26 protein-coding genes are annotated in these 20,870 nt (G+C 59.1%); 16 read left to right on the top strand and 10 right to left on the bottom strand.

What is annotated here, in order from left to right:
- Positions 1–69 precede the first annotated feature (69 nt).
- From pmbA to QYH43_RS00680, 6 genes are all read left to right on the top strand, one after another.
- Entirely contained in the window at positions 70–1,416 is a 1,347-nt protein-coding gene (pmbA, locus tag QYH43_RS00655) for a metalloprotease PmbA (RefSeq protein ID WP_095058432.1), read from the top strand.
- Positions 1,417–1,642: 226 nt separating this feature from the next.
- A complete protein-coding gene (locus tag QYH43_RS00660; protein WP_095058433.1) occupies positions 1,643–2,050 on the top strand; it encodes a FagA protein in 408 nt (135 codons plus the stop codon).
- Positions 2,031–3,407 carry an aspartate ammonia-lyase gene (locus tag QYH43_RS00665; protein WP_095058434.1) on the top strand — a complete coding sequence of 459 codons (1,377 nt, stop codon included), beginning with the start codon at positions 2,031–2,033 and terminating at the stop codon, positions 3,405–3,407. The genes QYH43_RS00660 and QYH43_RS00665 overlap by 20 nt, the downstream gene beginning before the upstream one ends.
- 28 nt (positions 3,408–3,435) lie before the next feature.
- On the top strand, positions 3,436–3,864 hold the full coding sequence (locus QYH43_RS00670) for a hypothetical protein (protein ID WP_095058435.1): 429 nt from the start codon (positions 3,436–3,438) through the stop codon (positions 3,862–3,864).
- 1 nt (position 3,865) lies between these two features.
- Positions 3,866–4,477 (top strand): superoxide dismutase, encoded by a 612-nt coding sequence (locus QYH43_RS00675; protein ID WP_095058436.1) that lies wholly within the window; start codon positions 3,866–3,868, stop codon positions 4,475–4,477.
- A 29-nt stretch (positions 4,478–4,506) separates the two neighbouring features.
- A complete protein-coding gene (locus QYH43_RS00680; RefSeq protein ID WP_095058437.1) occupies positions 4,507–5,400 on the top strand; it encodes a ZIP family metal transporter in 894 nt (297 codons plus the stop codon).
- A 168-nt stretch (positions 5,401–5,568) separates the two neighbouring features.
- Here the strand turns inward: QYH43_RS00680 and QYH43_RS00685 are convergent, their stop codons facing one another.
- The 10 genes from QYH43_RS00685 to QYH43_RS00730 all read right to left on the bottom strand — a co-directional run bounded on the left by QYH43_RS00685 (position 5,569) and on the right by QYH43_RS00730 (position 12,595).
- A complete protein-coding gene (locus QYH43_RS00685; RefSeq protein ID WP_095058438.1) occupies positions 5,569–5,841 on the bottom strand; it encodes an HPr family phosphocarrier protein in 273 nt (90 codons plus the stop codon).
- A gap of 15 nt (positions 5,842–5,856) precedes the next feature.
- Positions 5,857–6,714 (bottom strand): RNase adapter RapZ, encoded by an 858-nt coding sequence (gene rapZ / locus QYH43_RS00690; RefSeq protein WP_095058439.1) that lies wholly within the window; start codon positions 6,712–6,714, stop codon positions 5,857–5,859.
- A 2-nt stretch (positions 6,715–6,716) separates the two neighbouring features.
- Entirely contained in the window at positions 6,717–7,181 is a 465-nt protein-coding gene (gene ptsN, locus QYH43_RS00695) for a PTS IIA-like nitrogen regulatory protein PtsN (protein ID WP_095058440.1), read from the bottom strand.
- Between the two features lie 12 nt (positions 7,182–7,193).
- On the bottom strand, positions 7,194–7,502 hold the full coding sequence (raiA, locus tag QYH43_RS00700; RefSeq protein ID WP_060542979.1) for a ribosome-associated translation inhibitor RaiA: 309 nt from the start codon (positions 7,500–7,502) through the stop codon (positions 7,194–7,196).
- Between the two features lie 74 nt (positions 7,503–7,576).
- Positions 7,577–9,070 (bottom strand): RNA polymerase factor sigma-54, encoded by a 1,494-nt coding sequence (locus tag QYH43_RS00705; protein WP_095058441.1) that lies wholly within the window; start codon positions 9,068–9,070, stop codon positions 7,577–7,579.
- A 186-nt stretch (positions 9,071–9,256) separates the two neighbouring features.
- Positions 9,257–9,982, bottom strand: a complete 726-nt coding sequence (gene lptB, locus QYH43_RS00710; RefSeq protein WP_301155891.1) for an LPS export ABC transporter ATP-binding protein — start codon at positions 9,980–9,982, stop codon at positions 9,257–9,259.
- Positions 9,982–10,530: a lipopolysaccharide transport periplasmic protein LptA gene (gene lptA / locus QYH43_RS00715; RefSeq protein WP_095058442.1), complete on the bottom strand. Its 549-nt coding sequence runs from the start codon at positions 10,528–10,530 to the stop codon at positions 9,982–9,984. Before lptA ends, lptB begins: the two co-directional genes overlap by 1 nt.
- The gene (lptC, locus tag QYH43_RS00720; protein ID WP_095058456.1) at positions 10,517–11,089 is read right to left on the bottom strand and encodes an LPS export ABC transporter periplasmic protein LptC; all 573 of its coding nucleotides are present in this window, start codon (positions 11,087–11,089) and stop codon (positions 10,517–10,519) included. Before lptC ends, lptA begins: the two co-directional genes overlap by 14 nt.
- Before the next feature lie 7 nt (positions 11,090–11,096).
- Complete coding sequence (locus QYH43_RS00725) at positions 11,097–11,621, bottom strand: HAD family hydrolase (protein ID WP_095058443.1); 525 nt, start codon at positions 11,619–11,621, stop codon at positions 11,097–11,099.
- On the bottom strand, positions 11,621–12,595 hold the full coding sequence (locus QYH43_RS00730; protein WP_095058444.1) for a KpsF/GutQ family sugar-phosphate isomerase: 975 nt from the start codon (positions 12,593–12,595) through the stop codon (positions 11,621–11,623). The genes QYH43_RS00725 and QYH43_RS00730 overlap by 1 nt, the downstream gene beginning before the upstream one ends.
- A gap of 275 nt (positions 12,596–12,870) precedes the next feature.
- On the opposite strand from QYH43_RS00730, the gene QYH43_RS00735 reads away from it, so the two are divergent.
- The 10 genes from QYH43_RS00735 to hisC all read left to right on the top strand — a co-directional run bounded on the left by QYH43_RS00735 (position 12,871) and on the right by hisC (position 20,812).
- Positions 12,871–13,680 (top strand): ATP-binding cassette domain-containing protein, encoded by an 810-nt coding sequence (locus tag QYH43_RS00735; RefSeq protein WP_095058445.1) that lies wholly within the window; start codon positions 12,871–12,873, stop codon positions 13,678–13,680.
- Positions 13,680–14,477: a lipid asymmetry maintenance ABC transporter permease subunit MlaE gene (mlaE, locus tag QYH43_RS00740; protein WP_095058446.1), complete on the top strand. Its 798-nt coding sequence runs from the start codon at positions 13,680–13,682 to the stop codon at positions 14,475–14,477. The genes QYH43_RS00735 and mlaE overlap by 1 nt, the downstream gene beginning before the upstream one ends.
- On the top strand, positions 14,477–14,944 hold the full coding sequence (gene mlaD / locus QYH43_RS00745; protein ID WP_095058447.1) for an outer membrane lipid asymmetry maintenance protein MlaD: 468 nt from the start codon (positions 14,477–14,479) through the stop codon (positions 14,942–14,944). Before mlaE ends, mlaD begins: the two co-directional genes overlap by 1 nt.
- 11 nt (positions 14,945–14,955) lie before the next feature.
- Positions 14,956–15,597 (top strand): phospholipid-binding protein MlaC, encoded by a 642-nt coding sequence (locus QYH43_RS00750; protein ID WP_095058448.1) that lies wholly within the window; start codon positions 14,956–14,958, stop codon positions 15,595–15,597.
- Positions 15,594–15,899, top strand: coding sequence for a lipid asymmetry maintenance protein MlaB (locus QYH43_RS00755; RefSeq protein WP_095058449.1), 306 nt, complete (start codon positions 15,594–15,596; stop codon positions 15,897–15,899). The genes QYH43_RS00750 and QYH43_RS00755 overlap by 4 nt, the downstream gene beginning before the upstream one ends.
- A gap of 114 nt (positions 15,900–16,013) precedes the next feature.
- Positions 16,014–16,253 (top strand): BolA family protein, encoded by a 240-nt coding sequence (locus QYH43_RS00760; RefSeq protein WP_007912386.1) that lies wholly within the window; start codon positions 16,014–16,016, stop codon positions 16,251–16,253.
- A gap of 22 nt (positions 16,254–16,275) precedes the next feature.
- A complete protein-coding gene (gene murA / locus QYH43_RS00765) occupies positions 16,276–17,541 on the top strand; it encodes a UDP-N-acetylglucosamine 1-carboxyvinyltransferase (protein WP_053154618.1) in 1,266 nt (421 codons plus the stop codon).
- A 129-nt stretch (positions 17,542–17,670) separates the two neighbouring features.
- The gene (gene hisG / locus QYH43_RS00770) at positions 17,671–18,306 is read left to right on the top strand and encodes an ATP phosphoribosyltransferase (protein ID WP_007970278.1); all 636 of its coding nucleotides are present in this window, start codon (positions 17,671–17,673) and stop codon (positions 18,304–18,306) included.
- A gap of 125 nt (positions 18,307–18,431) precedes the next feature.
- The gene (hisD, locus tag QYH43_RS00775) at positions 18,432–19,757 is read left to right on the top strand and encodes a histidinol dehydrogenase (RefSeq protein ID WP_095058450.1); all 1,326 of its coding nucleotides are present in this window, start codon (positions 18,432–18,434) and stop codon (positions 19,755–19,757) included.
- A 2-nt stretch (positions 19,758–19,759) separates the two neighbouring features.
- The gene (gene hisC / locus QYH43_RS00780) at positions 19,760–20,812 is read left to right on the top strand and encodes a histidinol-phosphate transaminase (RefSeq protein WP_095058451.1); all 1,053 of its coding nucleotides are present in this window, start codon (positions 19,760–19,762) and stop codon (positions 20,810–20,812) included.
- The last annotated feature ends 58 nt before the right edge of the window (positions 20,813–20,870 follow it).

Consider the following 20,870-nt stretch of genomic DNA (forward strand, 5'->3'; position numbering starts at 1 on the left):
CGGGGGCCGCTTGTCCGGCCCGGTCGCTCGATGACCGTTACCGAAAGCAGAATTTGAGTGGAGAACAGCATGAGTGCAGTTGAAAGCGTCGGCCCGCAAGCGTTGCCGGCACTGCAGGAGCAAGTCGAGCAGATCATCGCTGAAGCCAAGCGCCAGGGCGCCAGCGCCTGTGAAGTGGCGGTCTCCCTGGAGCAGGGCCTGTCGACCACGGTGCGTCAGCGTGAAGTCGAAACCGTTGAATTCAACCGTGACCAAGGGTTTGGCATCACGTTGTACGTCGGCCAGCGCAAAGGCTCGGCCAGCACCTCGGCCAGTGGACCGGACGCCATTCGTGAAACGGTGGCGGCTGCATTGGCCATCGCCAAGCACACCTCGGAAGACGAAGCCTCGGGCCTGGCGGATGCCGCGCTGATGGCGCGTGATCTTCAGGATTTCGATCTGTTCCACCAATGGGACATCACCCCGGAGCAAGCCATCGAACAGGCCCTGACCTGCGAAGCCGCGGCGTTTGCCGCCGACAGCCGGATCAAGAACGCCGACGGCACGACGCTCAGCACCCATCAGGGCTGCCGCGTGTACGGTAACAGCCATGGCTTTGTCGGCGGTTATGCATCGACCCGCCACAGCCTGAGCTGCGTGATGATTGCCGAGGCCGATGGCCAGATGCAGCGCGATTACTGGTACGACGTGAACCGTCAGGGCAATTTGCTGGCCGACCCGGTGAGCATCGGCCAGCGTGCCGCGCAACGAGCGGCCAGCCGACTGGGTGCGCGTCCGGTGCCGACGTGCGAAGTGCCGGTGTTGTTTTCCGCAGAATTGGCGGGCGGCTTGTTCGGCAGTTTCCTGTCGGCGATCTCCGGCGGCAGTCTTTACCGTAAATCCTCGTTCCTTGAAGGCACGCTGGGGCAGAAACTGTTTCCGGAATGGCTGACCATCGACGAGCGTCCGCACCTGATGCGTGCCATGGGCAGCGCGGCGTTCGATGGCGACGGCCTGGCGACCTACGCCAAACCGTTCGTCGAAAAAGGTGAGTTGGTGTCCTACATCCTTGGCACTTATTCCGGTCGCAAGCTGGGTATGCCGAGTACAGCGAACGCCGGTGGCGTGCATAACCTGTTTGTCACCCATGGCGATGAAGACCAGGCGGCGTTGCTGCGGCGCATGGGCCGTGGCTTGCTGGTGACTGAATTGATGGGGCAGGGCCTCAACATGGTGACCGGCGATTACTCCCGTGGTGCCGCGGGATACTGGGTCGAGAACGGCGAAATCCAGTTCGCGGTCCAGGAAGTGACCATTGCCGGCAACATGCGCGATATGTTCAAACAGATCGTTGCGGTGGGGAATGACCTGGAACTGCGCAGCAACATTCGCACCGGTTCGGTGCTGATCGAGCGGATGACGGTGGCGGGCAGCTAAACCTCGGCCGCTGCACAAAAAGGCGCGCCACCTATTGGGTGGCGCGCCTTTTTATTGGGTTTACGCCAATCCCTGTAGGAGCCCGGCTTGCCGGCGATGGCGATGTCACAGCCGCCATCGCCGGCAAGCCGGGCTCCTACAGAAGGCGATGAGTAGTCCGGCACGCTTGTTTTGGTTCTCATTATCATCTAATAATAAATCTCATTACCGAATGAGCCCCCGGATCATGAGTTCTGCCTTGCACGAGCAGCCGTACCTCGAAAGCTGGCGCTGGATGAGTCGCCAGATCCGTTGCGCGATGAACCCCGACGAGCCTCGCCTGATCGATCACTACCTGGCTGAAGGCCGGTATCTGGCGTGTTGCACGGCCACCTCACCCTGGACCGTCGCCGAAACTTCCTTCCGTTTGTTGCTCGACACTGCCGCCGATGTCGCGCTGCCGTGGCACTGGCGCACCTACTGTCTCGACCAGGCCTGGCGGCCCTTGCGTGAACTCGAACGCCTCTCTCTGTGCACATGCAGCCTCAAGCGCTGGCAGCTCTACACGTGGCAACTGGCTACCTGCGAGTTGCAGCCTTCAATTCCCCTAACTGAACTGGTGCAAGGATTTTCAGATGACCAAGACACGTATTGAGCGCGACAGCATGGGTGAGCTTCAGGTCCCGGAAGACGCCCTCTACGGCGCACAGACGCAACGTGCAGTGGATAACTTCCCGATCAGCGGCCAACCCATGCCGGTGCAGTTCATCCGCGCGCTGATCCTGGCCAAAGCTGCCGCAGCGCGCGCCAACATCGAGCTCAAGCAGATCAGCGAAACCCAGGGCAATGCCATCGTCGAGGCGGCCCAAGGTCTGCTCGAAGGCGATTTCATGCAGCACTTCCCTGTGGATATCTTCCAGACAGGGTCCGGCACCAGCTCCAACATGAACGCCAACGAAGTGATCGCCACGCTGGCCAGCCGTTTGCTTGGCGAAGGGGTCAACCCGAACGATCACGTCAACTGCGGGCAGAGCAGCAACGACATCATTCCGACCACCATTCATGTCAGCGCGGCGTTGGGATTGCATGAGCTATTGCTGCCGGCGCTGACGCACCTGGTACAGGTCATCGAGCGCAAGGCCGAACAGGTGCATCACCACGTCAAAACCGGACGCACCCACTTGATGGACGCCATGCCGGTGCGCATGAGCCAGGTGCTCAATGGCTGGGCGCAACAGCTAAAGGCCAATATCGGTCATCTGCAAGATCTGCAACCGGCGCTGCAATCTCTGGCACAGGGCGGCACGGCGGTGGGTACCGGCGTCAATGCACACCCTGAATTCGCAGCACGTTTCAGCCTGCAATTGAGCCAGTTGACTCACGTTCAATTCCAGCCGGGAAAGGACCTGTTCGCGCTGATCGGTTCCCAGGACACCGCGGTCGCTGTCTCCGGTCAACTCAAAGCCACCGCCGTGTCGTTGATGAAAATCGCCAACGACCTGCGCTGGATGAACTCCGGTCCGCTGGCCGGTCTCGGCGAAATCGAACTGCAAGCCTTGCAACCGGGCTCTTCGATCATGCCCGGCAAGGTCAATCCGGTGATCCCTGAAGCCACCGCAATGGTTGCCGCCCAGGTGATCGGCAATGACACGGTAATCACCATTGCCGGTCAGTCCGGCAATTTCGAGCTGAACGTGATGTTGCCGATCATCGCCCAGAATCTGCTGAGCAGCATCGAATTACTGGCCACTTCCAGTCGTTTGTTAGGCGACAAGGCCATAGCCAGCTTCAAGGTCAACGAAGACCGAATCAAAGAGGCACTGTCGCGCAACCCGATTCTGGTGACGGCGCTCAATCCGATCATTGGTTACCAGAAAGCTGCCGAAATCGCCAAGCAAGCCTATCAGCAAGGTCGACCGGTCATCGACGTCGCGCTGGAGCACACCGACCTGTCGCGCAGCCAACTGGAAGAACTGCTCAACCCGGAAAAACTCACCGCTGGCGGCGTGTAAACCCCCGCTACCGCTTTGGAGGCACACCATGGAGCACTGGAAACGCACGATCGAGAGAGCCAATCGCTTTTTCATGCTGGGTGAACTGGTCGATGCCCGCGAGATGTACCTGCAGGCATTGGCCCTGGCCCAGGTGTTGTTCGAGCGCTGGGCGGATGCTGAAGAGGCGGTAGCAGCTTGCGTGATTTCCCATCACAACCTCGCGGACCTGCATCTGCGCCTCAACCAGCCGGAGGAAAGCGCCGAATACCTCTGCGCCATCCACCAGCGGCTGCTGCAGACCCTGCAGGATCCGCGTTTGTCACCGGCCTTGCGCGAAGCCGCGTTGCGCCAGAGCAGCAAGACTTATGTCGAGCTGCTGAATTTCATCAGCGATCACGGCGAGTACCCACGCACACATCGGTTGCTGCACATCGATGCTGCGAAGCCTGCGCCTCATCACCATGGAGTCCATTGAAATGGCTTTTACCCTGCCTGTCTTGCCGTACGCGTATGACGCCCTGGAACCGCACATCGATGCGCAGACCATGGAAATTCATTACACCAAGCATCACCAGACCTACATCAACAACCTCAACGCCGCCGTTGAAGGCACCGAGTTCGCCGAATGGCCGGTGGAAAAGCTGGTGGCTGCGGTGCAGCAATTGCCCGAGAAGCTCCGCGCTGCAGTGATCAACCAGGGCGGCGGTCATGCCAATCATTCGCTATTCTGGGAAGTCATGGCACCTCACGGCGGCGGAAAACCTGAAGGTGTACTGGCCAATGCCATCGAAGAGCAACTGGGCGGCCTGGACAGTTTCAAAGATGCTTTCACCAAAGCGGCATTGACTCGCTTCGGAAGCGGTTGGGCGTGGCTGAGCGTGACCCCGCAAAAGACGCTGGTGGTGGAAAGCAGTGGCAACCAGGACAGCCCCTTGATGAACGGCAACACGCCGATTCTTGGCCTGGATGTCTGGGAACATGCCTATTACTTGCAGTACCAGAACCGCCGCCCGGAATACATCAGTGCGTTTTACAACGTGATCAACTGGCCGGAAGTTGCTGCTCGCTATCAGGCCGCACTGGTTTAAGTCTTTTATAAAACTATCCAAGGCTGACTATGGGCACTGAAACATTGGCGACCGGCAGTGGACGGATGTTTCGTTACGCGTTTGGATCGTTGTTACTGCTGGCCGGCATGAGTTTGCTGGTTGCGCACGGGCTGGAATGGCTCGATCTGGAGCCGAAGCTGTCGCGGGCGTTGCAGGGCGGTGCGATCTGCGCCCTCGGCACAGCGCTTGGGGCGGTGCCGGTACTGGTGATCCGGCGCATGCCCCTGGCACTCAGCGATTCATTGCTGGGCTTCGGTGCCGGGGTCATGCTGGCGGCGACAGCGTTCTCGCTGATCGTGCCTGGCATTGCGGCGGCGGAAAAGCTAGGCATGAGTCCGTTTGCAGCCAGCGGCCTGATCAGTCTTGGCATCATGCTCGGCGCATTCGGCCTGTTTCTGGTGGATCGCAAAGTGTCAGGGGCATCGCCGGAAATGCTCAATGGTAGCGTCGAACATCCGATCATTCCGCCAAGGATCTGGTTGTTCGTGTTCGCGATCATTGCCCATAACATTCCCGAAGGCATGGCGGTGGGCGTTTCGGCCGGAGGTGGTATGCCGGATGCCGACAGTCTGGCGATGGGCATTGCCTTGCAGGATGTGCCGGAAGGGTTGGTGATTGCCTTGGTTCTGGCCGGTGCCGGCATGTCGCGGTTCAAGGCATTCCTGATCGGCGCTGCTTCAGGTCTGGTCGAGCCAGTTTTCGCACTGTTGTGCGCATGGCTGGTGAGTCTGGCCGAGTTGCTGCTGCCTTTGGGGTTGGCGCTGGCAGCGGGGGCGATGCTTTTGGTGGTCACTCACGAAATCATTCCCGAATCGCGCAGGCACGGCCACGACAAGCTGGCCAGCCTTGGATTGTTGATCGGGTTTTGTTTGATGATGGTGATGGATACGGCGTTGGCTTGATTTGCTGTGTGGCGAGGGAGCTTGCTCCCGTTCGGCTGCGAAGTAGTCGTGAAATCAGCACGCGCGGAGTATCTGGTGCATTGCGATGACAGGCGTTGGGGCCGCTTCGCGTCCCGGCGGGAGCAAGCTCCCTCGCCACAAAGTCACCGGGAAAGAATTCGGTAGCGGTTATTCGCCTTCGTCGAAGAAGTTGTTGATCAATGCCACCAGCGCGTCCAGCGCTTCCTGTTCCTGCTCGCCTTCCGTGCTCAAATGAATGGTGGTGCCCTTGCCAGCGGCGAGCATCATCATGGCCATGATACTTTTGCCGTCGACCATCGATTGGGGGGTGCGTCCGGCTCTGATCTGGCAAGGGAACTGGCCAGCAATACCGACGAATTTTGCAGAAGCGCGGGCATGCAAACCCAGCTTGTTGATGATTTCGATTTCCAGAGCAGGCATCGCGATGTGAATCCTTTAGCTGAGGTCGCGGTGGCGGACCTGGACGTTCTTCAGGGTTTGTTGCAGGGCTTTGCCCAAGCGTTCGGTCAGGTAGACGGAACGGTGATGTCCGCCAGTGCAACCAATGGCAATGGTCACGTAGGCGCGGTTACTGGCGGCAAAACGAGGGAGCCACTTTAGCAGGTATGTGGAAATGTCCTGGAACATCTCTTCGACATCTGGCTGTGCCGCCAGATAATCGGCAACCGGCTGATCGAGGCCGGATTGTTCTCTCAGTTCCGGCTTCCAGTAGGGATTGGGCAGGCAACGTACGTCGAACACCAGGTCAGCGTCTACCGGCATACCGCGCTTGAACCCGAACGACTCCACCAGAAATGCCGTGCCGGGTTCCGGCTGGTTCAAAAGGCGCAATTTGATCGAGTCGCGCAGTTGATACAAATTCAGGCTGGTGGTGTTTATCTTGAGGTCGGCGAGGTCGGCGATGGGGCCGAGCAAGACGCTTTCAACGTTGATTGCTTCGGCGAGCGAACGATTGGCGTTGCTCAGCGGGTGACGTCGACGGGTTTCGGAAAAGCGCTTGAGCAACGTTTCTTCATCGGCGTCCAGGTACAAAATATCGCACTGGATATGCCGGCCGCGGACTTCTTCGAGGAGATCGGGAAAACGTGAGAGATGACTGGGCAGGTTGCGTGCGTCAATGGACACGGCAACCAGCGGTTGAGACAGCTCAGTATGAACAAGTGCGCGCTCGGCAAGCTCCGGCAACAACCCGGCAGGGAGGTTGTCGATGCAATAGTATCCGTTGTCCTCGAGAACGGCGAGGGCGGTACTTTTACCTGAGCCGGAGCGACCGCTGACGATGATCAAACGCATGATTAATGACCGTTTTGCTCGTCCAGGACGACCTGGTACAAGGCTTCATTACTCGGGGCGCTGCGCAGTTTTTCGCGCACTTCCTTGCGGTCGAGCATGCTGGCGATCTGTCGTAACAGTTCCAGGTGAGCATCGGTGGCGGCTTCCGGGACCAACAGCACGAAGAGCAGGTCAACCGGGGCGCCATCAATAGCGTCGAAATCAATAGGTGCGTCCAGGTGCATCAAGGCACTGATGGGCGACACGCAACCTTTGAGGCGGCAGTGAGGAATGGCGATGCCGTTGCCAAAACCGGTAGAACCGAGTTTTTCACGGGCAATCAATGCCTCGAAGACATCTTGCATCTCCAGATCCGGCACTTCGCGATGGATGAGGTTGGCAATTTGTTCGAGGGCTTTCTTTTTACTGCCGCCCGGCACGTTCACCAAAGAACGGCCGGGGGTCAGGATGTTTTCAAGTCGGATCATGGGTTGGGAGTGTTAACGACCGGTTGCGCCCTGAAGGAGGCTCTGGGTCTTTTCCTTATGCTTTTTGAGTTGGCGATCCAGCTTGTCGGTGAGTGAGTCGATCGCCGCATACATGTCGTCATGCTCAGCGTTTGCGACCACTTCACTGCCGGGAATATGCAGGGTGGCTTCGATTTTCTGCTTCAGCTTCTCGACCGTCATCGTGACTTGCACGTTGGTGATCTTGTCGAAATGTCGCTCCAATCGTTCGAGTTTTTCGCCGATGTAGGTGCGAAGAGGTTCGGTCACTTCCAGTTGGTGTCCACTGATGTTGACTTGCATACAGCTTCTCCTTCGTTGCCAGTGCATAAAGCGGTAGATCAGATGATCTACCACTGGAACGCTGTGGCGTGGCTCTACATCAACCGCTTACGTTCGCTCGAAGGCGCGATCCCGAGGGATTCGCGGTACTTGGCGACGGTGCGGCGAGCCACCTGAATGCCTTGTGCCTCCAGTAAACCAGCGATCTTGCTGTCACTCAACGGCTTTTTCTGATTTTCCGCGGCAACCAGTTTTTTGATGATCGCGCGGATCGCCGTAGACGAGCATTCGCCGCCTTCGGAGGTACTGACGTGGCTGGAGAAAAAGTATTTCAGCTCATAGATACCCCGTGGGGTATGCATGAATTTCTGGGTGGTTACCCGTGAAATCGTCGACTCGTGCATGCCCACCGCTTCGGCAATGTCATGCAGGACCAATGGCTTCATGGCTTCGTCGCCGTACTCCAGAAAGCCGCGCTGGTGTTCGACGATCTGGGTAGCGACTTTCATCAGGGTTTCGTTGCGGCTCTGCAGGCTCTTGATGAACCAGCGGGCCTCCTGCAACTGATTGCGCATGAAGGTGTTGTCGGCGCTGGTGTCGGCGCGGCGTACGAAGCCTGCGTACTGGGCATTGACCCGAAGCCGAGGTACCGACTCCTGATTGAGTTCGACCAGCCAGCGCTCGTTGTCCTTGCGTACGATGACGTCAGGCACGACGTACTCGGCTTCGGTGGACTCGATTTGTGAACCGGGGCGCGGATTAAGGCTCTGGACCAGTTCGATCACCTGGCGCAGTTCGTCTTCCTTGAGCTTCATGCGACGCATGAGCTGGCTGTAATCTCGGCCGCCAAGCAAATCGATGTAGTCGGTGACCAGCCGTTTGGCTTCGGCCAGCCAAGGTGTTTTGGCAGGCAGCTGACGCAATTGCAGCAGCAGGCATTCGCCCAGGTTGCGGGCGCCGATGCCGGCCGGTTCGAATTGCTGGATGCGGTGCAGGACCGCTTCGATTTCGTCCAGCTCAATGTCCAGTTCCGGATCGAACGCTTCGAGGATTTCCTCAAGGGTTTCGTCCAGATAGCCCTGATTATTGATGCAATCGATCAGGGTGACGGCGATCAGGCGATCGGTGTCAGACATCGGCGCCAGGTTCAATTGCCACAGCAAATGGCTTTGCAGGCTTTCGCCGGCCGATGTGCGGGTAGTGAAATCCCACTCATCATCATCGTTGCTGGGCAGGCTGCTGGCGCTGGTCTGGTAAACGTCTTCCCAGGCGGTATCGACAGGGAGTTCGTTGGGGATGCGTTCGTTCCAGTCACCTTCCTCGAGGTTATCGACGGTCGGTGCGCTCTCCTGGTAGGAGGGTTCCTGGATATCGGTGTTGGGCTTTTGTTCGGTGTTGTCGGCCAAGGGGTCGGCGTTGTCGAAGTCGTCGCCTTCTTCCTGGCGTTCGAGCATCGGATTGGACTCCAGGGCCTCCTGGATTTCCTGTTGCAGGTCCAGGGTCGACAATTGGAGCAGGCGGATGGCCTGTTGCAGCTGAGGTGTCATCGTCAGCTGCTGGCCCATTCTCAAGACTAGCGATGGTTTCATGGCAGGGGCTTAACACCTTATTCGCCGGCGCACATGCGCCATCCACTACAGGGCGCCGAGGCGCCAAACTTAAGCAAGTTATATGCCTGAATCAGAGGCCTTTGCCTAGACCGCTGTAACAATAAAAACGAAAACCTTTGTCGATATGTCGGTCGGCGCCCGTGCGCAAACCAGCGAGCGCAGTCATTACAGGCGGAATTCGTGCCCCAGGTAAACTTCCTTGACCAGATCGTTGGCCAGGATCGTTTCTGCGTCACCTTCGGCAATCAGCTGGCCATCATTGACGATATAGGCCGTTTCGCAGATGTCCAGGGTTTCACGGACGTTGTGGTCGGTGATCAGTACGCCAATGCCTTTGGCCTTGAGGTGATAGATGATCTGTTTGATATCGCCCACCGAGATCGGGTCCACGCCGGCGAAGGGTTCATCGAGGAGAATGAATTTCGGATTGGTGGCCAGTGCGCGGGCGATTTCCACGCGGCGACGTTCACCGCCGGACAGGCTCATGCCCAGGTTGTCGCGAATGTGGCTGATGTGGAATTCCTGAAGCAGGCTTTCCAGTTCCTTGCGACGATCTGCCTTGTCGAGTTCCTTGCGGGTCTCGAGGATCGCCATGATGTTGTCGGCCACCGAGAGCTTGCGGAAAATCGACGCTTCTTGCGGCAGATAACCGATGCCGGCCTTCGCACGACCGTGCATCGGCTGGTGGCTGACGTCCAGGTCGTCGATCAGAACGCGACCCTGGTCGGCCTGCACCAGGCCGACGATCATGTAGAAGCAGGTGGTCTTGCCGGCGCCGTTCGGGCCGAGCAGGCCGACGATCTGGCCGCTGTCGATGGACAGGCTGACGTCACGCACGACCTGGCGACTCTTGTAGGCCTTGGCCAGGTGCTGAGCTTTCAGAGTTGCCATTACTGGGCCTTCTGCTCGTCAGTTTTCTTTTTCGGCTGAATCACCATGTCGATGCGTGGGCGCGACTCGGTGACTTTGCTGCCGGTGGCGCGACCGGCGCTGGCCAGCTTCTTGTTTGTGTCGTAGACGATTTTTTCGCCTTGGGTGATGTTGCCATCCTTGTCGATGACTTTGGCGCGGTCGATCAGCACGACGCGGTCTTGCGAGGCGTGGTACTGGATGGTCACGCCATAACCCTGAACAGGTTTCGTATCGCCAGCGGTTTGCAGTTGCTCGAAGTAGGCGAGGTTGCCCACGGAGGTCACTACATCGATATCGCCGGCCGGGGTGCGGGTCATGGTCACTTTGTTGCCGGTGACCTTCATCGAGCCCTGGGTGATGATCACATCGCCCGTATAGGTAGCAATACCGTTCTTGTCGTCCAGTTGGGCGTCGTCGGCCTGAATGCGAATAGGCTGTTGCTGATCGTCCGGCAGAGCCCAGGCGCTCACGCTTCCCAGTGCTGCGCCCAGACTGAGCAAAATAGGGAGTGTTTTAACGAGCCTCATACTGTCCTCTTACGTTCGATAGCAGGTGTATCCTGCTTTCTTTCAAATACGCCTTCATTCCCTTGCCAGTCGAGACACCGCCAGCGCCGTCGATTCTAACGTCTTGCTCGGTCTGCGCATATTGCTGCTGCGGGAACACGGTCATGCGAGTGGTGGTGATCAGGGTTCTGCGGTTTTTTTCGTCGAAGCGTGTGATGCGTACCGAGTCGATCAGTTCGACCTCGGTGCCATCGGGATTGACCTCGCCTTTCTCGCTCTGGACGTGCCACGGGAATTCGGTACCGCGGAACATGTTCAGGTCGGGATTGGTCAGCAAGGTAACTTCGGTCGCTTTCAGGTGTTCGACCTTGTCGGAGGTCATTTCGTACTGCAATTTACCATCCGGCAGGAACTGTACGCTGTGGGCGTTGATGGCGTAATAGTCGATCTCGCTTTCATTGGCACGCACAACCGGCTTGTCGAGGAAGCGTTCCGGGCTGATGTTCCAGTAGCCGACCGCGGCGAATATCGCCGCGATGCAACCGAACAACAAAATACTGCGAATCTTTTTGCTCAACATATAGGGCTCACAGGTATGCAGCGTTGGCTGCATCGAGGCGATCCTGGGCACGCAGGATCAATTCGCAGAATTCGCGAGCGGCGCCTTCGCCACCGCGGGCAGCGGTGACGCCGTGAGCGTGTTCGCGCACGAAGCTGGCGGCGTTGGCCACTGCCATGCCCAGACCAACGCGACGGATCACCGGCAGGTCTGGCAGGTCATCGCCCAGGTAGGCGACCTGTTCATAGCTTAAGCCTAGTTGCTCCAGAAGACCGTCGAGAACGACCAGTTTGTCTTCGCGACCCTGAAACAGGTGCGGGATACCGAGGTTCTTCGCTCGACGCTCGACCACCGGGGTCTTTCGGCCGCTGATGATAGCGGTCTGTACACCAGCTGCCATCAGCATCTTGATGCCTTGGCCGTCCAGAGTGTTGAACGTCTTGAATTCGCTGCCGTCTTCGAGAAAGTACAGGCGCCCATCGGTGAGAACGCCGTCGACGTCGAAAACCGCCAGCTTGATCTGTTTGCCGCGTTGCAGCAGGTCCGTGTTCATTACATTACTCCCGCGCGCAGCAAGTCGTGCATGTTCAACGCGCCGACAGGGCGGTCTTCACTATCGACCACGACCAGCGCGCTGATCTTGTGATCTTCCATGATTTTCAGCGCTTCGGCGGCAAGCATTTCGGCTCGGGCAGTCTTGCCGTGAGCCGTCATGACCTGATCGATCGTAGTGCTGTGGATATCGATGCTGCGGTCCAGCGTGCGACGCAAGTCACCGTCGGTGAAAATCCCTGCCAGTTTGCCATCGGCCTCCAGGACTACCGTCATGCCCAGCCCCTTGCGGGTCATTTCCATCAGGGCGTCCTTGAGCAGGGTGCCGCGCTGAACTTGCGGCAGCTCCTGCCCGGCGTGCATGACATTTTCCACTTTCAGCAACAGGCGTCGGCCCAGGGCGCCGCCGGGATGGGAAAAAGCGAAGTCTTCGGCGGTAAAGCCGCGGGCCTCCAGTAACGCAACGGCCAAGGCGTCGCCCATAACCAGTGCGGCGGTGGTCGAGGAGGTCGGTGCCAGGTTCAGCGGGCAGGCTTCGTGCTCGACATGCACGTTCAGGTTGACCTCGGCAGCCTTGGCCAGCGGCGAGGCGGGGTTGCCGGTCATGCTGATCAACTGAATGCCCAAACGCTTGATCAGTGGCAGCAAAGTCACGATTTCGTTGGTGGAGCCGGAGTTCGAGAGTGCCAGGATGACGTCGTCACGGGTGATCATGCCCATGTCGCCGTGACTGGCTTCGGCCGGGTGCACAAAAAAGGCCGTGGTGCCGGTGCTGGCCAGGGTGGCGGCGATCTTGTTGCCGATGTGCCCTGACTTGCCCATGCCGACCACGACCACGCGGCCTTTGCTGGCCAGAATCATCTCGCAAGCGCGTACGAAATCTGCGTCGATGTGGGGCAGCAGGCCTTGTACGGCTTCTACCTCGAGGCGGATGGTGCGTTGTGCCGATTGAATCAGGTCGCTGGATTGGCTCATGTCTGAAATCGTATAGCCCGATGAAAAGGCGGCGATTATAGCGTTTATGTTCGAAACCCTCACGCAAGTTCGTTACGCATTGTCATTCCTTGTTACTTAATCCCTCTGAAAGAAGCGTCTTGCCGGGCGTCGCGCTGAAGATGACCCGGCAATGGCCTTGGGCGCGCAGCGGTTGCAGTGATATAGTTCGCCGCCAGTTCGGCCTGCCCGGAAGGTATGTGCTTTCGTCAGAAAGTCAGGCGTCCGAGTGAGAGGCTGCATCGCAAGGAGTTTAGATGAGTGCCGATAACGCCTACGCGGTCGAGCTGAAGGGACTGACCTTCAAGCGCGGTGCGCGCAGCATTTTCAATAACGTCGATATCCGTATCCCGCGCGGTAAGGTCACCGGCATCATGGGGCCTTCCGGGTGTGGCAAGACCACGCTGTTGCGTTTGATGGGCGCGCAATTGCGCCCTACCAAGGGCGAAGTCTGGGTCAACGGGCAGAACCTGCCGAAGCTGTCGCGCAGCGATCTGTTCGATGCCCGCAAGCATATGGGTGTGCTGTTTCAGAGTGGCGCACTGTTCACCGATCTCGATGTGTTCGAGAACGTGGCTTTTCCGCTGCGCGTTCACACCGGGCTGCCGGAAGAAATGATCCGCGACATCGTCCTGCTTAAATTGCAGGCGGTAGGCTTGCGCGGCGCCATCGACCTGATGCCCGACGAATTGTCCGGCGGTATGAAGCGTCGTGTCGCGCTGGCACGGGCGATTGCGCTTGATCCGCAGATTCTCATGTACGACGAACCCTTTGTCGGCCAGGACCCGATCGCCATGGGCGTACTGGTGCGCCTGATCCGCCTGCTCAACGATGCGCTGGGTATCACCAGTATCGTGGTTTCCCACGACCTGGCCGAGACCGCGAGCATTGCGGACTATATCTATGTCGTGGGTGACGGCCAGGTGCTGGGGCAGGGCACGCCTGACGAGTTGATGAATTCGGATGACCCCCGCATTCGTCAGTTCATGACTGGCGACCCCGATGGCCCGGTTCCGTACCACTTTCCAGCGACGGATTACCGCGCAGATCTTCTGGGGAAGCGCTGATGCGCAAAATTTCATTAATAGAGCGCGTACGCCGGTTCGGCCAGGCGGGTATCGACGTGCTGGCGGTGTTCGGACGCTCGGCGCTGTTTCTGTTCCACGCTTTGCTGGGCCGTGGCGGTATCGGTGGCGGTTTCGGGCTGCTGGTCAAGCAACTGCATTCGGTAGGCGTGATGTCCCTGGTGATCATCGTGGTCTCCGGGGTGTTCATCGGTATGGTGCTGGCGCTGCAAGGGTTCAACATCCTGTCGAGCTATGGCTCCGAGCAGGCCGTCGGGCAAATGGTCGCGCTGACGCTGTTGCGTGAACTGGGGCCTGTGGTGACTGCCTTGCTGTTCGCCGGACGTGCCGGTTCGGCGCTGACGGCCGAAATCGGCAACATGAAGTCCACCGAGCAGTTATCCAGCCTGGAAATGATTGGCGTCGACCCGCTCAAGTACATCATTGCCCCGCGCCTGTGGGCCGGCTTCATTTCCCTGCCGGTGCTGGCCATGATTTTCAGCGTCGTGGGCATCTGGGGTGGTTCGTGGGTGGCTGTCGACTGGCTGGGTGTCTACGAAGGCTCCTACTGGTCGAACATGCAGAACAGCGTGACCTTCGCCGACGATGTGCTCAACGGGATCATCAAAAGCATTGTCTTCGCCTTTGTCGTGACGTGGATCGCCGTATTCCAAGGCTATGACTGTGACCCTACTTCCGAGGGGATCAGCCGAGCCACTACCAAGACCGTTGTGTATGCCTCGTTGGCAGTGCTCGGCCTGGACTTTATTCTGACTGCCTTGATGTTTGGAGATTTCTGATGCAAAACCGCACCCTGGAAATCGGTGTCGGCCTTTTCTTGCTGGCTGGCATCCTGGCTTTGCTGCTGTTGGCGTTGCGGGTCAGTGGACTGTCCCCGAGCCCGAGCACCGACACCTATAAACTTTATGCATACTTTGACAATATCGCCGGTTTGACGGTCAGAGCCAAAGTGACCATGGCCGGTGTGACCATCGGCAAGGTCACCGCGATCGATCTGGATCGCGACAGCTTTACCGGTCGTGTGACCCTGGAAGTGGAAAAGCGTGTCGATAACCTGCCGGCTGATTCCACGGCATCTATCCTGACCGCCGGTCTGTTGGGCGAGAAGTACATCGGTATCAGCGTGGGCGGCGAAGATTCCCTGCTCAAGGACGGTGGAACCATCCACGACACCCAGTCGTCGCTGGTGCTTGAAGACCTGATCGGTAAATTCCTGCTCAATACCGTTAGCAAAGACGCCAAATGAGGAACTGTTAAATGATCTCTACCTTGCGACGTGGCCTGTTGGTACTGCTCGCGGCGCTGCCATTGGTAGCCAATGCCGTGGCGGCACCTTCAGCGCACGAACTGGTACAGGACACTACTACCCGTTTGCTCGCCGACCTGGCGGCCAACAAAGAGAAGTACAAGCAGGATCCGCAGGATTTCTATGCGGCGCTGAATAGCATTGTCGGGCCTGTCGTGGATGCCGAAGGCATTTCCAAGAGCATCATGACGGTCAAGTACTCGCGCAAAGCTACACCGGAGCAAATGAAGACCTTTGAAGAAAACTTCAAAAAAGGTCTGTTCCAGTTCTATGGCAATGCCTTGCTGGAATACAACAACCAGGGCATCGTCGTTGATCCTGCCAAGGACGAGTCGGGCGACCGCACCAGCGTTGGCATGACGGTCAAGGGCAGCAACGGCGCGATCTATCCGGTTTCCTATACGCTGGAAAAGATCAATGGCGAGTGGAAGCTGCGTAACGTCATCATCAACGGCATCAACATTGGCAAGCTGTTCCGTGATCAGTTCGCCGATGCGATGCAGCGCAATGGCAACGACCTGGACAAGACCATCAATGGTTGGGCCGGTGAAGTCGCCAAGGCCAAGGAATCCACCGAGAAGCAAACCCAATGAGTGAATCGGCCGTCCTGATGGACGACGCTGGCGAGCTGCGGCTCAGCGGCGTGCTGGATTACCGCAGCGGCCCCGGCCTGCGCGAGCAGGGGCGGGCGCTGATCAAGGCCAGCACTGCCGCGGCGCTGGTGGTTGATTGTTCGGCTGTGACGAAGTCCAGCAGCGTCGGCCTGTCATTGTTGCTGTGCTTCATGCGTGATGCCCAGGCGGCCGGCAAGGCCCTGAGCATTCGTGCGATGCCAGAAGACATGCGTGAAATCGCCCAGGTCAGTGAGCTGACCGAGCTGTTGACGCATCCCTAACCCGCATCGATAAAAAAGCCCCCCGTCAGAGTCCTGCTCCGCGGGGTTCGCAGGCGCGGGGCTTTTTTGTATGATGTCCGACCCGCGCGCACAGGGCGCCGATTGAGGTTGAGCATGCAGGCCGTAGAAGTGAAGAGCTTCCTTGAAGGAAAGCTGCCCGGAACGTTGGTAGAAGTCGAGGGCGAAGGCTGCAATTTCCAGCTGAACGTGATTAGCGATGAACTGGCGGCGTTGAGCCCGGTGAAGCGTCAGCAGCAGATCTATGCCCATTTGAACCCATGGATCACCGATGGCAGCATCCATGCGGTCACTATGAAATTTTTCAGCAGCGCGGCCTGGGCCGAGCGCACCTGAGCCCAAGGGCGTCGAGATTCTTATGGATAAATTGATTATTACTGGCGGTGCTCGTCTTGACGGCGAAATCCGCATCTCCGGGGCAAAGAACTCTGCCCTGCCGATCCTGGCGGCCACGCTGCTGTGCGACGGTCCCGTGACCGTTGCCAACCTGCCGCACCTGCACGACATCACCACCATGATCGAACTGTTCGGTCGCATGGGGATCGAGCCGGTGATCGACGAGAAACTGTCCGTCGAAATCGACCCGCGCACCATCAAGACCCTGATCGCGCCGTACGAACTGGTTAAAACCATGCGTGCGTCGATCCTGGTACTGGGTCCGATGGTTGCCCGTTTTGGCGAAGCCGAAGTCGCTCTGCCTGGCGGTTGCGCCATCGGTTCGCGTCCGGTTGACCTGCACATTCGTGGTCTCGAAGCCATGGGCGCGGTCATCGACGTCGAAGGCGGCTACATCAAGGCCAAGGCGCCTGAAGGTGGCCTGCGCGGCGCGCACTTCTTCTTCGATACCGTCAGCGTGACCGGTACCGAAAACATCATGATGGCAGCCGCTCTGGCCAAGGGCCGCAGCGTCCTGGCCAACGCCGCGCGCGAGCCGGAAGTGGTCGACCTGGCGAACTTCCTGAACGCCATGGGCGCCAAGGTTTCCGGCGCTGGCACCGACACCATCACCATCGATGGCGTCGAGCGTCTGCACACCACCACTTACAAGGTGATGCCAGACCGTATCGAAACCGGTACCTACCTGGTTGCCGCTGCCGTGACTGGCGGCCGCGTGAAGGTCAAGGACACTGATCCGACCATTCTCGAAGCCGTTCTGGAAAAACTCCGCGAAGCCGGTGCCGAAATCACCTGTGGCGAAGACTGGATCGAGCTGAACATGCACGGCAAGCGGCCAAAAGCCGTCAACGTGCGGACCGCTCCGTACCCGGCATTCCCGACTGACATGCAGGCGCAGTTCATTTCCCTCAACGCCATTGCCGAAGGCACGGGCGCTGTGATCGAGACGATCTTCGAAAACCGCTTCATGCACGTCTACGAACTGCATCGCATGGGGGCTCACATCCAGGTCGAAGGCAACACCGCGATTGTCACCGGTATCGAAAAACTCAAGGGCGCGCCAGTGATGGCTACCGACCTGCGGGCTTCGGCCAGCCTGGTGATCTCGGCTCTGATCGCCGAAGGCGACACCCTGATCGACCGCATCTACCACATCGACCGTGGCTACGAGTGCATCGAAGAGAAACTGCAGATGCTGGGCGCCAAGATTCGCCGCGTTCCGGGCTAGTTTCTGCTGCACGGGCACAAGGACGTGCCCAATGGATTTGTTGTATGTCGAGCCGGTTTCCGGCTCGATGCGTGTCCGGCGCCGTTTGCGACCGGGCATAAGATTCCTGATTAAGGGCTGACGTTTCCCATGCTGACTATCGCACTGTCCAAGGGCCGCATCCTTGACGATACTTTGCCGCTTCTGGCTGAAGCGGGCATCGTGCCGACCGAGAATCCGGACAAGAGCCGCAAGCTGATCATCCCCACGACCCAGGACGATGTCCGTCTGCTGATCGTGCGCGCTACCGATGTGCCGACTTACGTCGAGCACGGTGCCGCCGACCTCGGTGTTGCGGGTAAAGATGTGCTGATGGAATACGGCGGCCAGGGCCTGTACGAGCCGCTGGACCTGCAAATTGCCCAGTGCAAGCTGATGACCGCCGGTAAGGTCGGCGCCGTCGAGCCCAAGGGCCGTCTGCGTATCGCCACCAAGTTCGTCAACGTTGCCAAGCGCTACTACGCCGAACAGGGCCGTCAGGTCGACATCATCAAGCTGTACGGCTCGATGGAGCTGGCGCCACTGATCGGTCTGGCGGACAAGATCATCGACGTGGTCGACACCGGCAACACGCTGCGGGCCAATGGCCTGGAGCCACAGGACTTTATCGCGGCCATCAGTTCCCGTCTGATCGTCAACAAGGCTTCGATGAAAATGCAGCACGCCCGTATCCAGGCGTTGATCGACACCCTGCGCAAGGCAGTGGAGTCTCGACACCGCGGCTGATTTACCTGCGCGACCTTGAGTCGCGCCCGTCTATCCGCCTCATAGCCAGAATCTCAGGTGCCCAAGCGGAAACGACTGCTAAGTTAGGGCGCCTGAGTTTTTGCCATTCCTATGAGGCTCTCGCTATGACCGCACCGACTGCAATTCGCCGACTCAACGCTGCTGACCCGGATTTCGCACATCATCTGGATCATCTGCTGAGCTGGGAAAGTGTGTCTGACGACTCGGTCAATCAGCGAGTGCTGGACATCATCAAGGCCGTTCGTGAACGTGGCGACGCGGCACTGGTGGACTTCACCCGGCAGTTCGACGGGCTGGACGTGAAATCCATGGCCGACCTGATCCTGCCGCGTGAGCGTCTGGAACTGGCACTGACCCGCATCACCGTGCCTCAGCGCGAAGCGCTGGAAGTCGCCGCCGCCCGCGTGCGCAGCTACCACGAAAAGCAGAAGCAGGATTCCTGGAGCTACACCGAGGCCGACGGCACGGTGCTGGGCCAGAAAGTCACGCCGTTGGACCGTGCAGGTTTGTACGTGCCGGGCGGCAAGGCGTCGTATCCGTCGTCAGTATTGATGAATGCGATTCCGGCCAAGGTCGCCGGCGTGACCGAAGTGGTCATGGTCGTGCCGACCCCGCGTGGTGAAATCAATGAGCTGGTACTGGCCGCCGCTTGCATCGCGGGCGTCGATCGCGTGTTCACCATTGGTGGCGCGCAGGCAGTTGCGGCGTTGGCCTACGGCACTGAAAGCGTACCGAAGGTCGATAAAGTGGTCGGTCCGGGCAACATCTATGTCGCCACCGCCAAGCGTCACGTGTTCGGCCAGGTCGGTATCGACATGATCGCCGGCCCGTCCGAAATCCTCGTGGTGTGCGACGGCCAGACCGATCCGGACTGGATCGCCATGGACCTGTTTTCCCAGGCCGAGCACGACGAAGACGCCCAGGCAATTCTGGTCAGCCCCGACGCCGAATTCCTCGACAAGGTCGCTGCGAGCATCAGCAAACTGATGCCGACCATGGAACGCGCCGCCATCATCGAGACCTCGATCAACGGCCGTGGGGCGCTGATCAAGGTGCGCGACATGGAGCAAGCCATCGAAGTCGCCAACCGCATCGCGCCGGAGCATCTGGAATTGTCGGTGGCCGATCCCCAAGCCTGGCTGCCGCAGATCCGCCACGCCGGTGCAATCTTCATGGGCCGTCACACCTCTGAAGCGCTGGGCGATTACTGCGCAGGCCCGAACCACGTGTTGCCAACCTCCGGCACCGCGCGGTTCTCATCGCCGCTGGGTGTGTATGACTTCCAGAAACGCTCGTCGATCATCTTCTGCTCCGAGCAGGGCGCATCCGTTCTGGGCAAGACCGCTTCCGTGCTGGCCCGTGGCGAGTCGCTGACCGCCCACGCCCGCAGTGCCGAATACCGCATCGTCGACGAACAAAAGGGAAACTGAACATGAGCAAATTCTGGAGCCCGTTCGTCAAGGATCTGGTGCCTTATGTACCGGGCGAACAACCGAAGCTGACGAAACTGGTGAAACTCAATACCAACGAAAACCCGTACGGTCCATCGCCCAAAGCCCTGGCTGCGATGCAGACCGAACTGAACGACAACTTGCGTCTGTATCCGGACCCGAACGGCGATGTGCTCAAGCAAGCCGTCGCCAGGTACTACGGCGTGCAAGGCAATCAGGTGTTCCTCGGCAACGGTTCCGATGAAGTCCTGGCGCACATCTTTCACGGTTTGCTGCAGCACGATCAGCCACTGCTGTTCCCGGACATCAGCTACAGCTTCTATCCGGTCTACTGCGGGTTGTACGGCATCAAATTCGACGCGGTGCCGCTGGACGAACAGTTCCAGATCAACCCGGCGGACTACGCCAAGCCGAACGGCGGGATCATCTTCCCGAATCCGAACGCGCCGACCGGTTGCCTGTTGGCGCTGGAAGCGGTGGAGCAGATCCTCAAGGCCAGCCCGGATTCGGTGGTCGTGGTGGACGAGGCTTACATCGATTTCGGCGGTGAAACGGCAATCACCTTGGTGGACCGTTATCCGAATCTGCTGGTCACCCAGACCCTGTCAAAATCCCGCTCCCTGGCTGGTCTGCGGGTTGGCCTGGCGGTGGGGCATCCGGACCTGATCGAGGCGTTGGAACGGATCAAGAACAGCTTCAACTCCTATCCGCTGGATCGTCTGGCGATTGTCGGTGCCGCTGCGGCGTTCGACGACCGTGAGTACTTCGACAAGACCTGCCAATTGGTCATCGACAGCCGCGAGAACGTCATCGGGCAATTGCAGGCGAAGGGTTTTGAAGTCCTGCCGTCGGCCGCGAACTTCATCTTCGCCCGTCACCCGAAGCACGATGCAGCGGGTCTGGCGGCGAAGTTGCGCGAGCAAGGCGTGATCGTGCGGCACTTCAAGCAGGAGCGGATTGCCCAGTTCCTGCGGATCTCGATTGGTACGCCAGAGCAGAATCAGGCGTTGATCGACGGCCTCAGCGATCTCTAAAGCACTTCTATCCCCTTGTGGGAGCGTGGCTTGCCCGCGATGAACGATAACGCGGTAA

Origin of the sequence: Pseudomonas sp. C32, assembly GCF_030417915.1 — a bacterium.
GTDB lineage: Bacteria > Pseudomonadota > Gammaproteobacteria > Pseudomonadales > Pseudomonadaceae > Aquipseudomonas.

Coding starts and splice junctions, on each gene's coding strand:
- pmbA (WP_095058432.1), top strand. CDS start 70: ATGAGTGCAGTTGAAAGCGTCGGCCCGCAAGCGTTGCCGGCACTGCAG.
- QYH43_RS00660 (WP_095058433.1), top strand. CDS start 1,643: ATGAGTTCTGCCTTGCACGAGCAGCCGTACCTCGAAAGCTGGCGCTGG.
- QYH43_RS00665 (WP_095058434.1), top strand. CDS start 2,031: ATGACCAAGACACGTATTGAGCGCGACAGCATGGGTGAGCTTCAGGTC.
- QYH43_RS00670 (WP_095058435.1), top strand. CDS start 3,436: ATGGAGCACTGGAAACGCACGATCGAGAGAGCCAATCGCTTTTTCATG.
- QYH43_RS00675 (WP_095058436.1), top strand. CDS start 3,866: ATGGCTTTTACCCTGCCTGTCTTGCCGTACGCGTATGACGCCCTGGAA.
- QYH43_RS00680 (WP_095058437.1), top strand. CDS start 4,507: ATGGGCACTGAAACATTGGCGACCGGCAGTGGACGGATGTTTCGTTAC.
- QYH43_RS00685 (WP_095058438.1), bottom strand. CDS start 5,841: ATGCCTGCTCTGGAAATCGAAATCATCAACAAGCTGGGTTTGCATGCC.
- rapZ (WP_095058439.1), bottom strand. CDS start 6,714: ATGCGTTTGATCATCGTCAGCGGTCGCTCCGGCTCAGGTAAAAGTACC.
- ptsN (WP_095058440.1), bottom strand. CDS start 7,181: ATGATCCGACTTGAAAACATCCTGACCCCCGGCCGTTCTTTGGTGAAC.
- raiA (WP_060542979.1), bottom strand. CDS start 7,502: ATGCAAGTCAACATCAGTGGACACCAACTGGAAGTGACCGAACCTCTT.
- QYH43_RS00705 (WP_095058441.1), bottom strand. CDS start 9,070: ATGAAACCATCGCTAGTCTTGAGAATGGGCCAGCAGCTGACGATGACA.
- lptB (WP_301155891.1), bottom strand. CDS start 9,982: ATGGCAACTCTGAAAGCTCAGCACCTGGCCAAGGCCTACAAGAGTCGC.
- lptA (WP_095058442.1), bottom strand. CDS start 10,530: ATGAGGCTCGTTAAAACACTCCCTATTTTGCTCAGTCTGGGCGCAGCA.
- lptC (WP_095058456.1), bottom strand. CDS start 11,089: ATGTTGAGCAAAAAGATTCGCAGTATTTTGTTGTTCGGTTGCATCGCG.
- QYH43_RS00725 (WP_095058443.1), bottom strand. CDS start 11,621: ATGAACACGGACCTGCTGCAACGCGGCAAACAGATCAAGCTGGCGGTT.
- QYH43_RS00730 (WP_095058444.1), bottom strand. CDS start 12,595: ATGAGCCAATCCAGCGACCTGATTCAATCGGCACAACGCACCATCCGC.
- QYH43_RS00735 (WP_095058445.1), top strand. CDS start 12,871: ATGAGTGCCGATAACGCCTACGCGGTCGAGCTGAAGGGACTGACCTTC.
- mlaE (WP_095058446.1), top strand. CDS start 13,680: ATGCGCAAAATTTCATTAATAGAGCGCGTACGCCGGTTCGGCCAGGCG.
- mlaD (WP_095058447.1), top strand. CDS start 14,477: ATGCAAAACCGCACCCTGGAAATCGGTGTCGGCCTTTTCTTGCTGGCT.
- QYH43_RS00750 (WP_095058448.1), top strand. CDS start 14,956: ATGATCTCTACCTTGCGACGTGGCCTGTTGGTACTGCTCGCGGCGCTG.
- QYH43_RS00755 (WP_095058449.1), top strand. CDS start 15,594: ATGAGTGAATCGGCCGTCCTGATGGACGACGCTGGCGAGCTGCGGCTC.
- QYH43_RS00760 (WP_007912386.1), top strand. CDS start 16,014: ATGCAGGCCGTAGAAGTGAAGAGCTTCCTTGAAGGAAAGCTGCCCGGA.
- murA (WP_053154618.1), top strand. CDS start 16,276: ATGGATAAATTGATTATTACTGGCGGTGCTCGTCTTGACGGCGAAATC.
- hisG (WP_007970278.1), top strand. CDS start 17,671: ATGCTGACTATCGCACTGTCCAAGGGCCGCATCCTTGACGATACTTTG.
- hisD (WP_095058450.1), top strand. CDS start 18,432: ATGACCGCACCGACTGCAATTCGCCGACTCAACGCTGCTGACCCGGAT.
- hisC (WP_095058451.1), top strand. CDS start 19,760: ATGAGCAAATTCTGGAGCCCGTTCGTCAAGGATCTGGTGCCTTATGTA.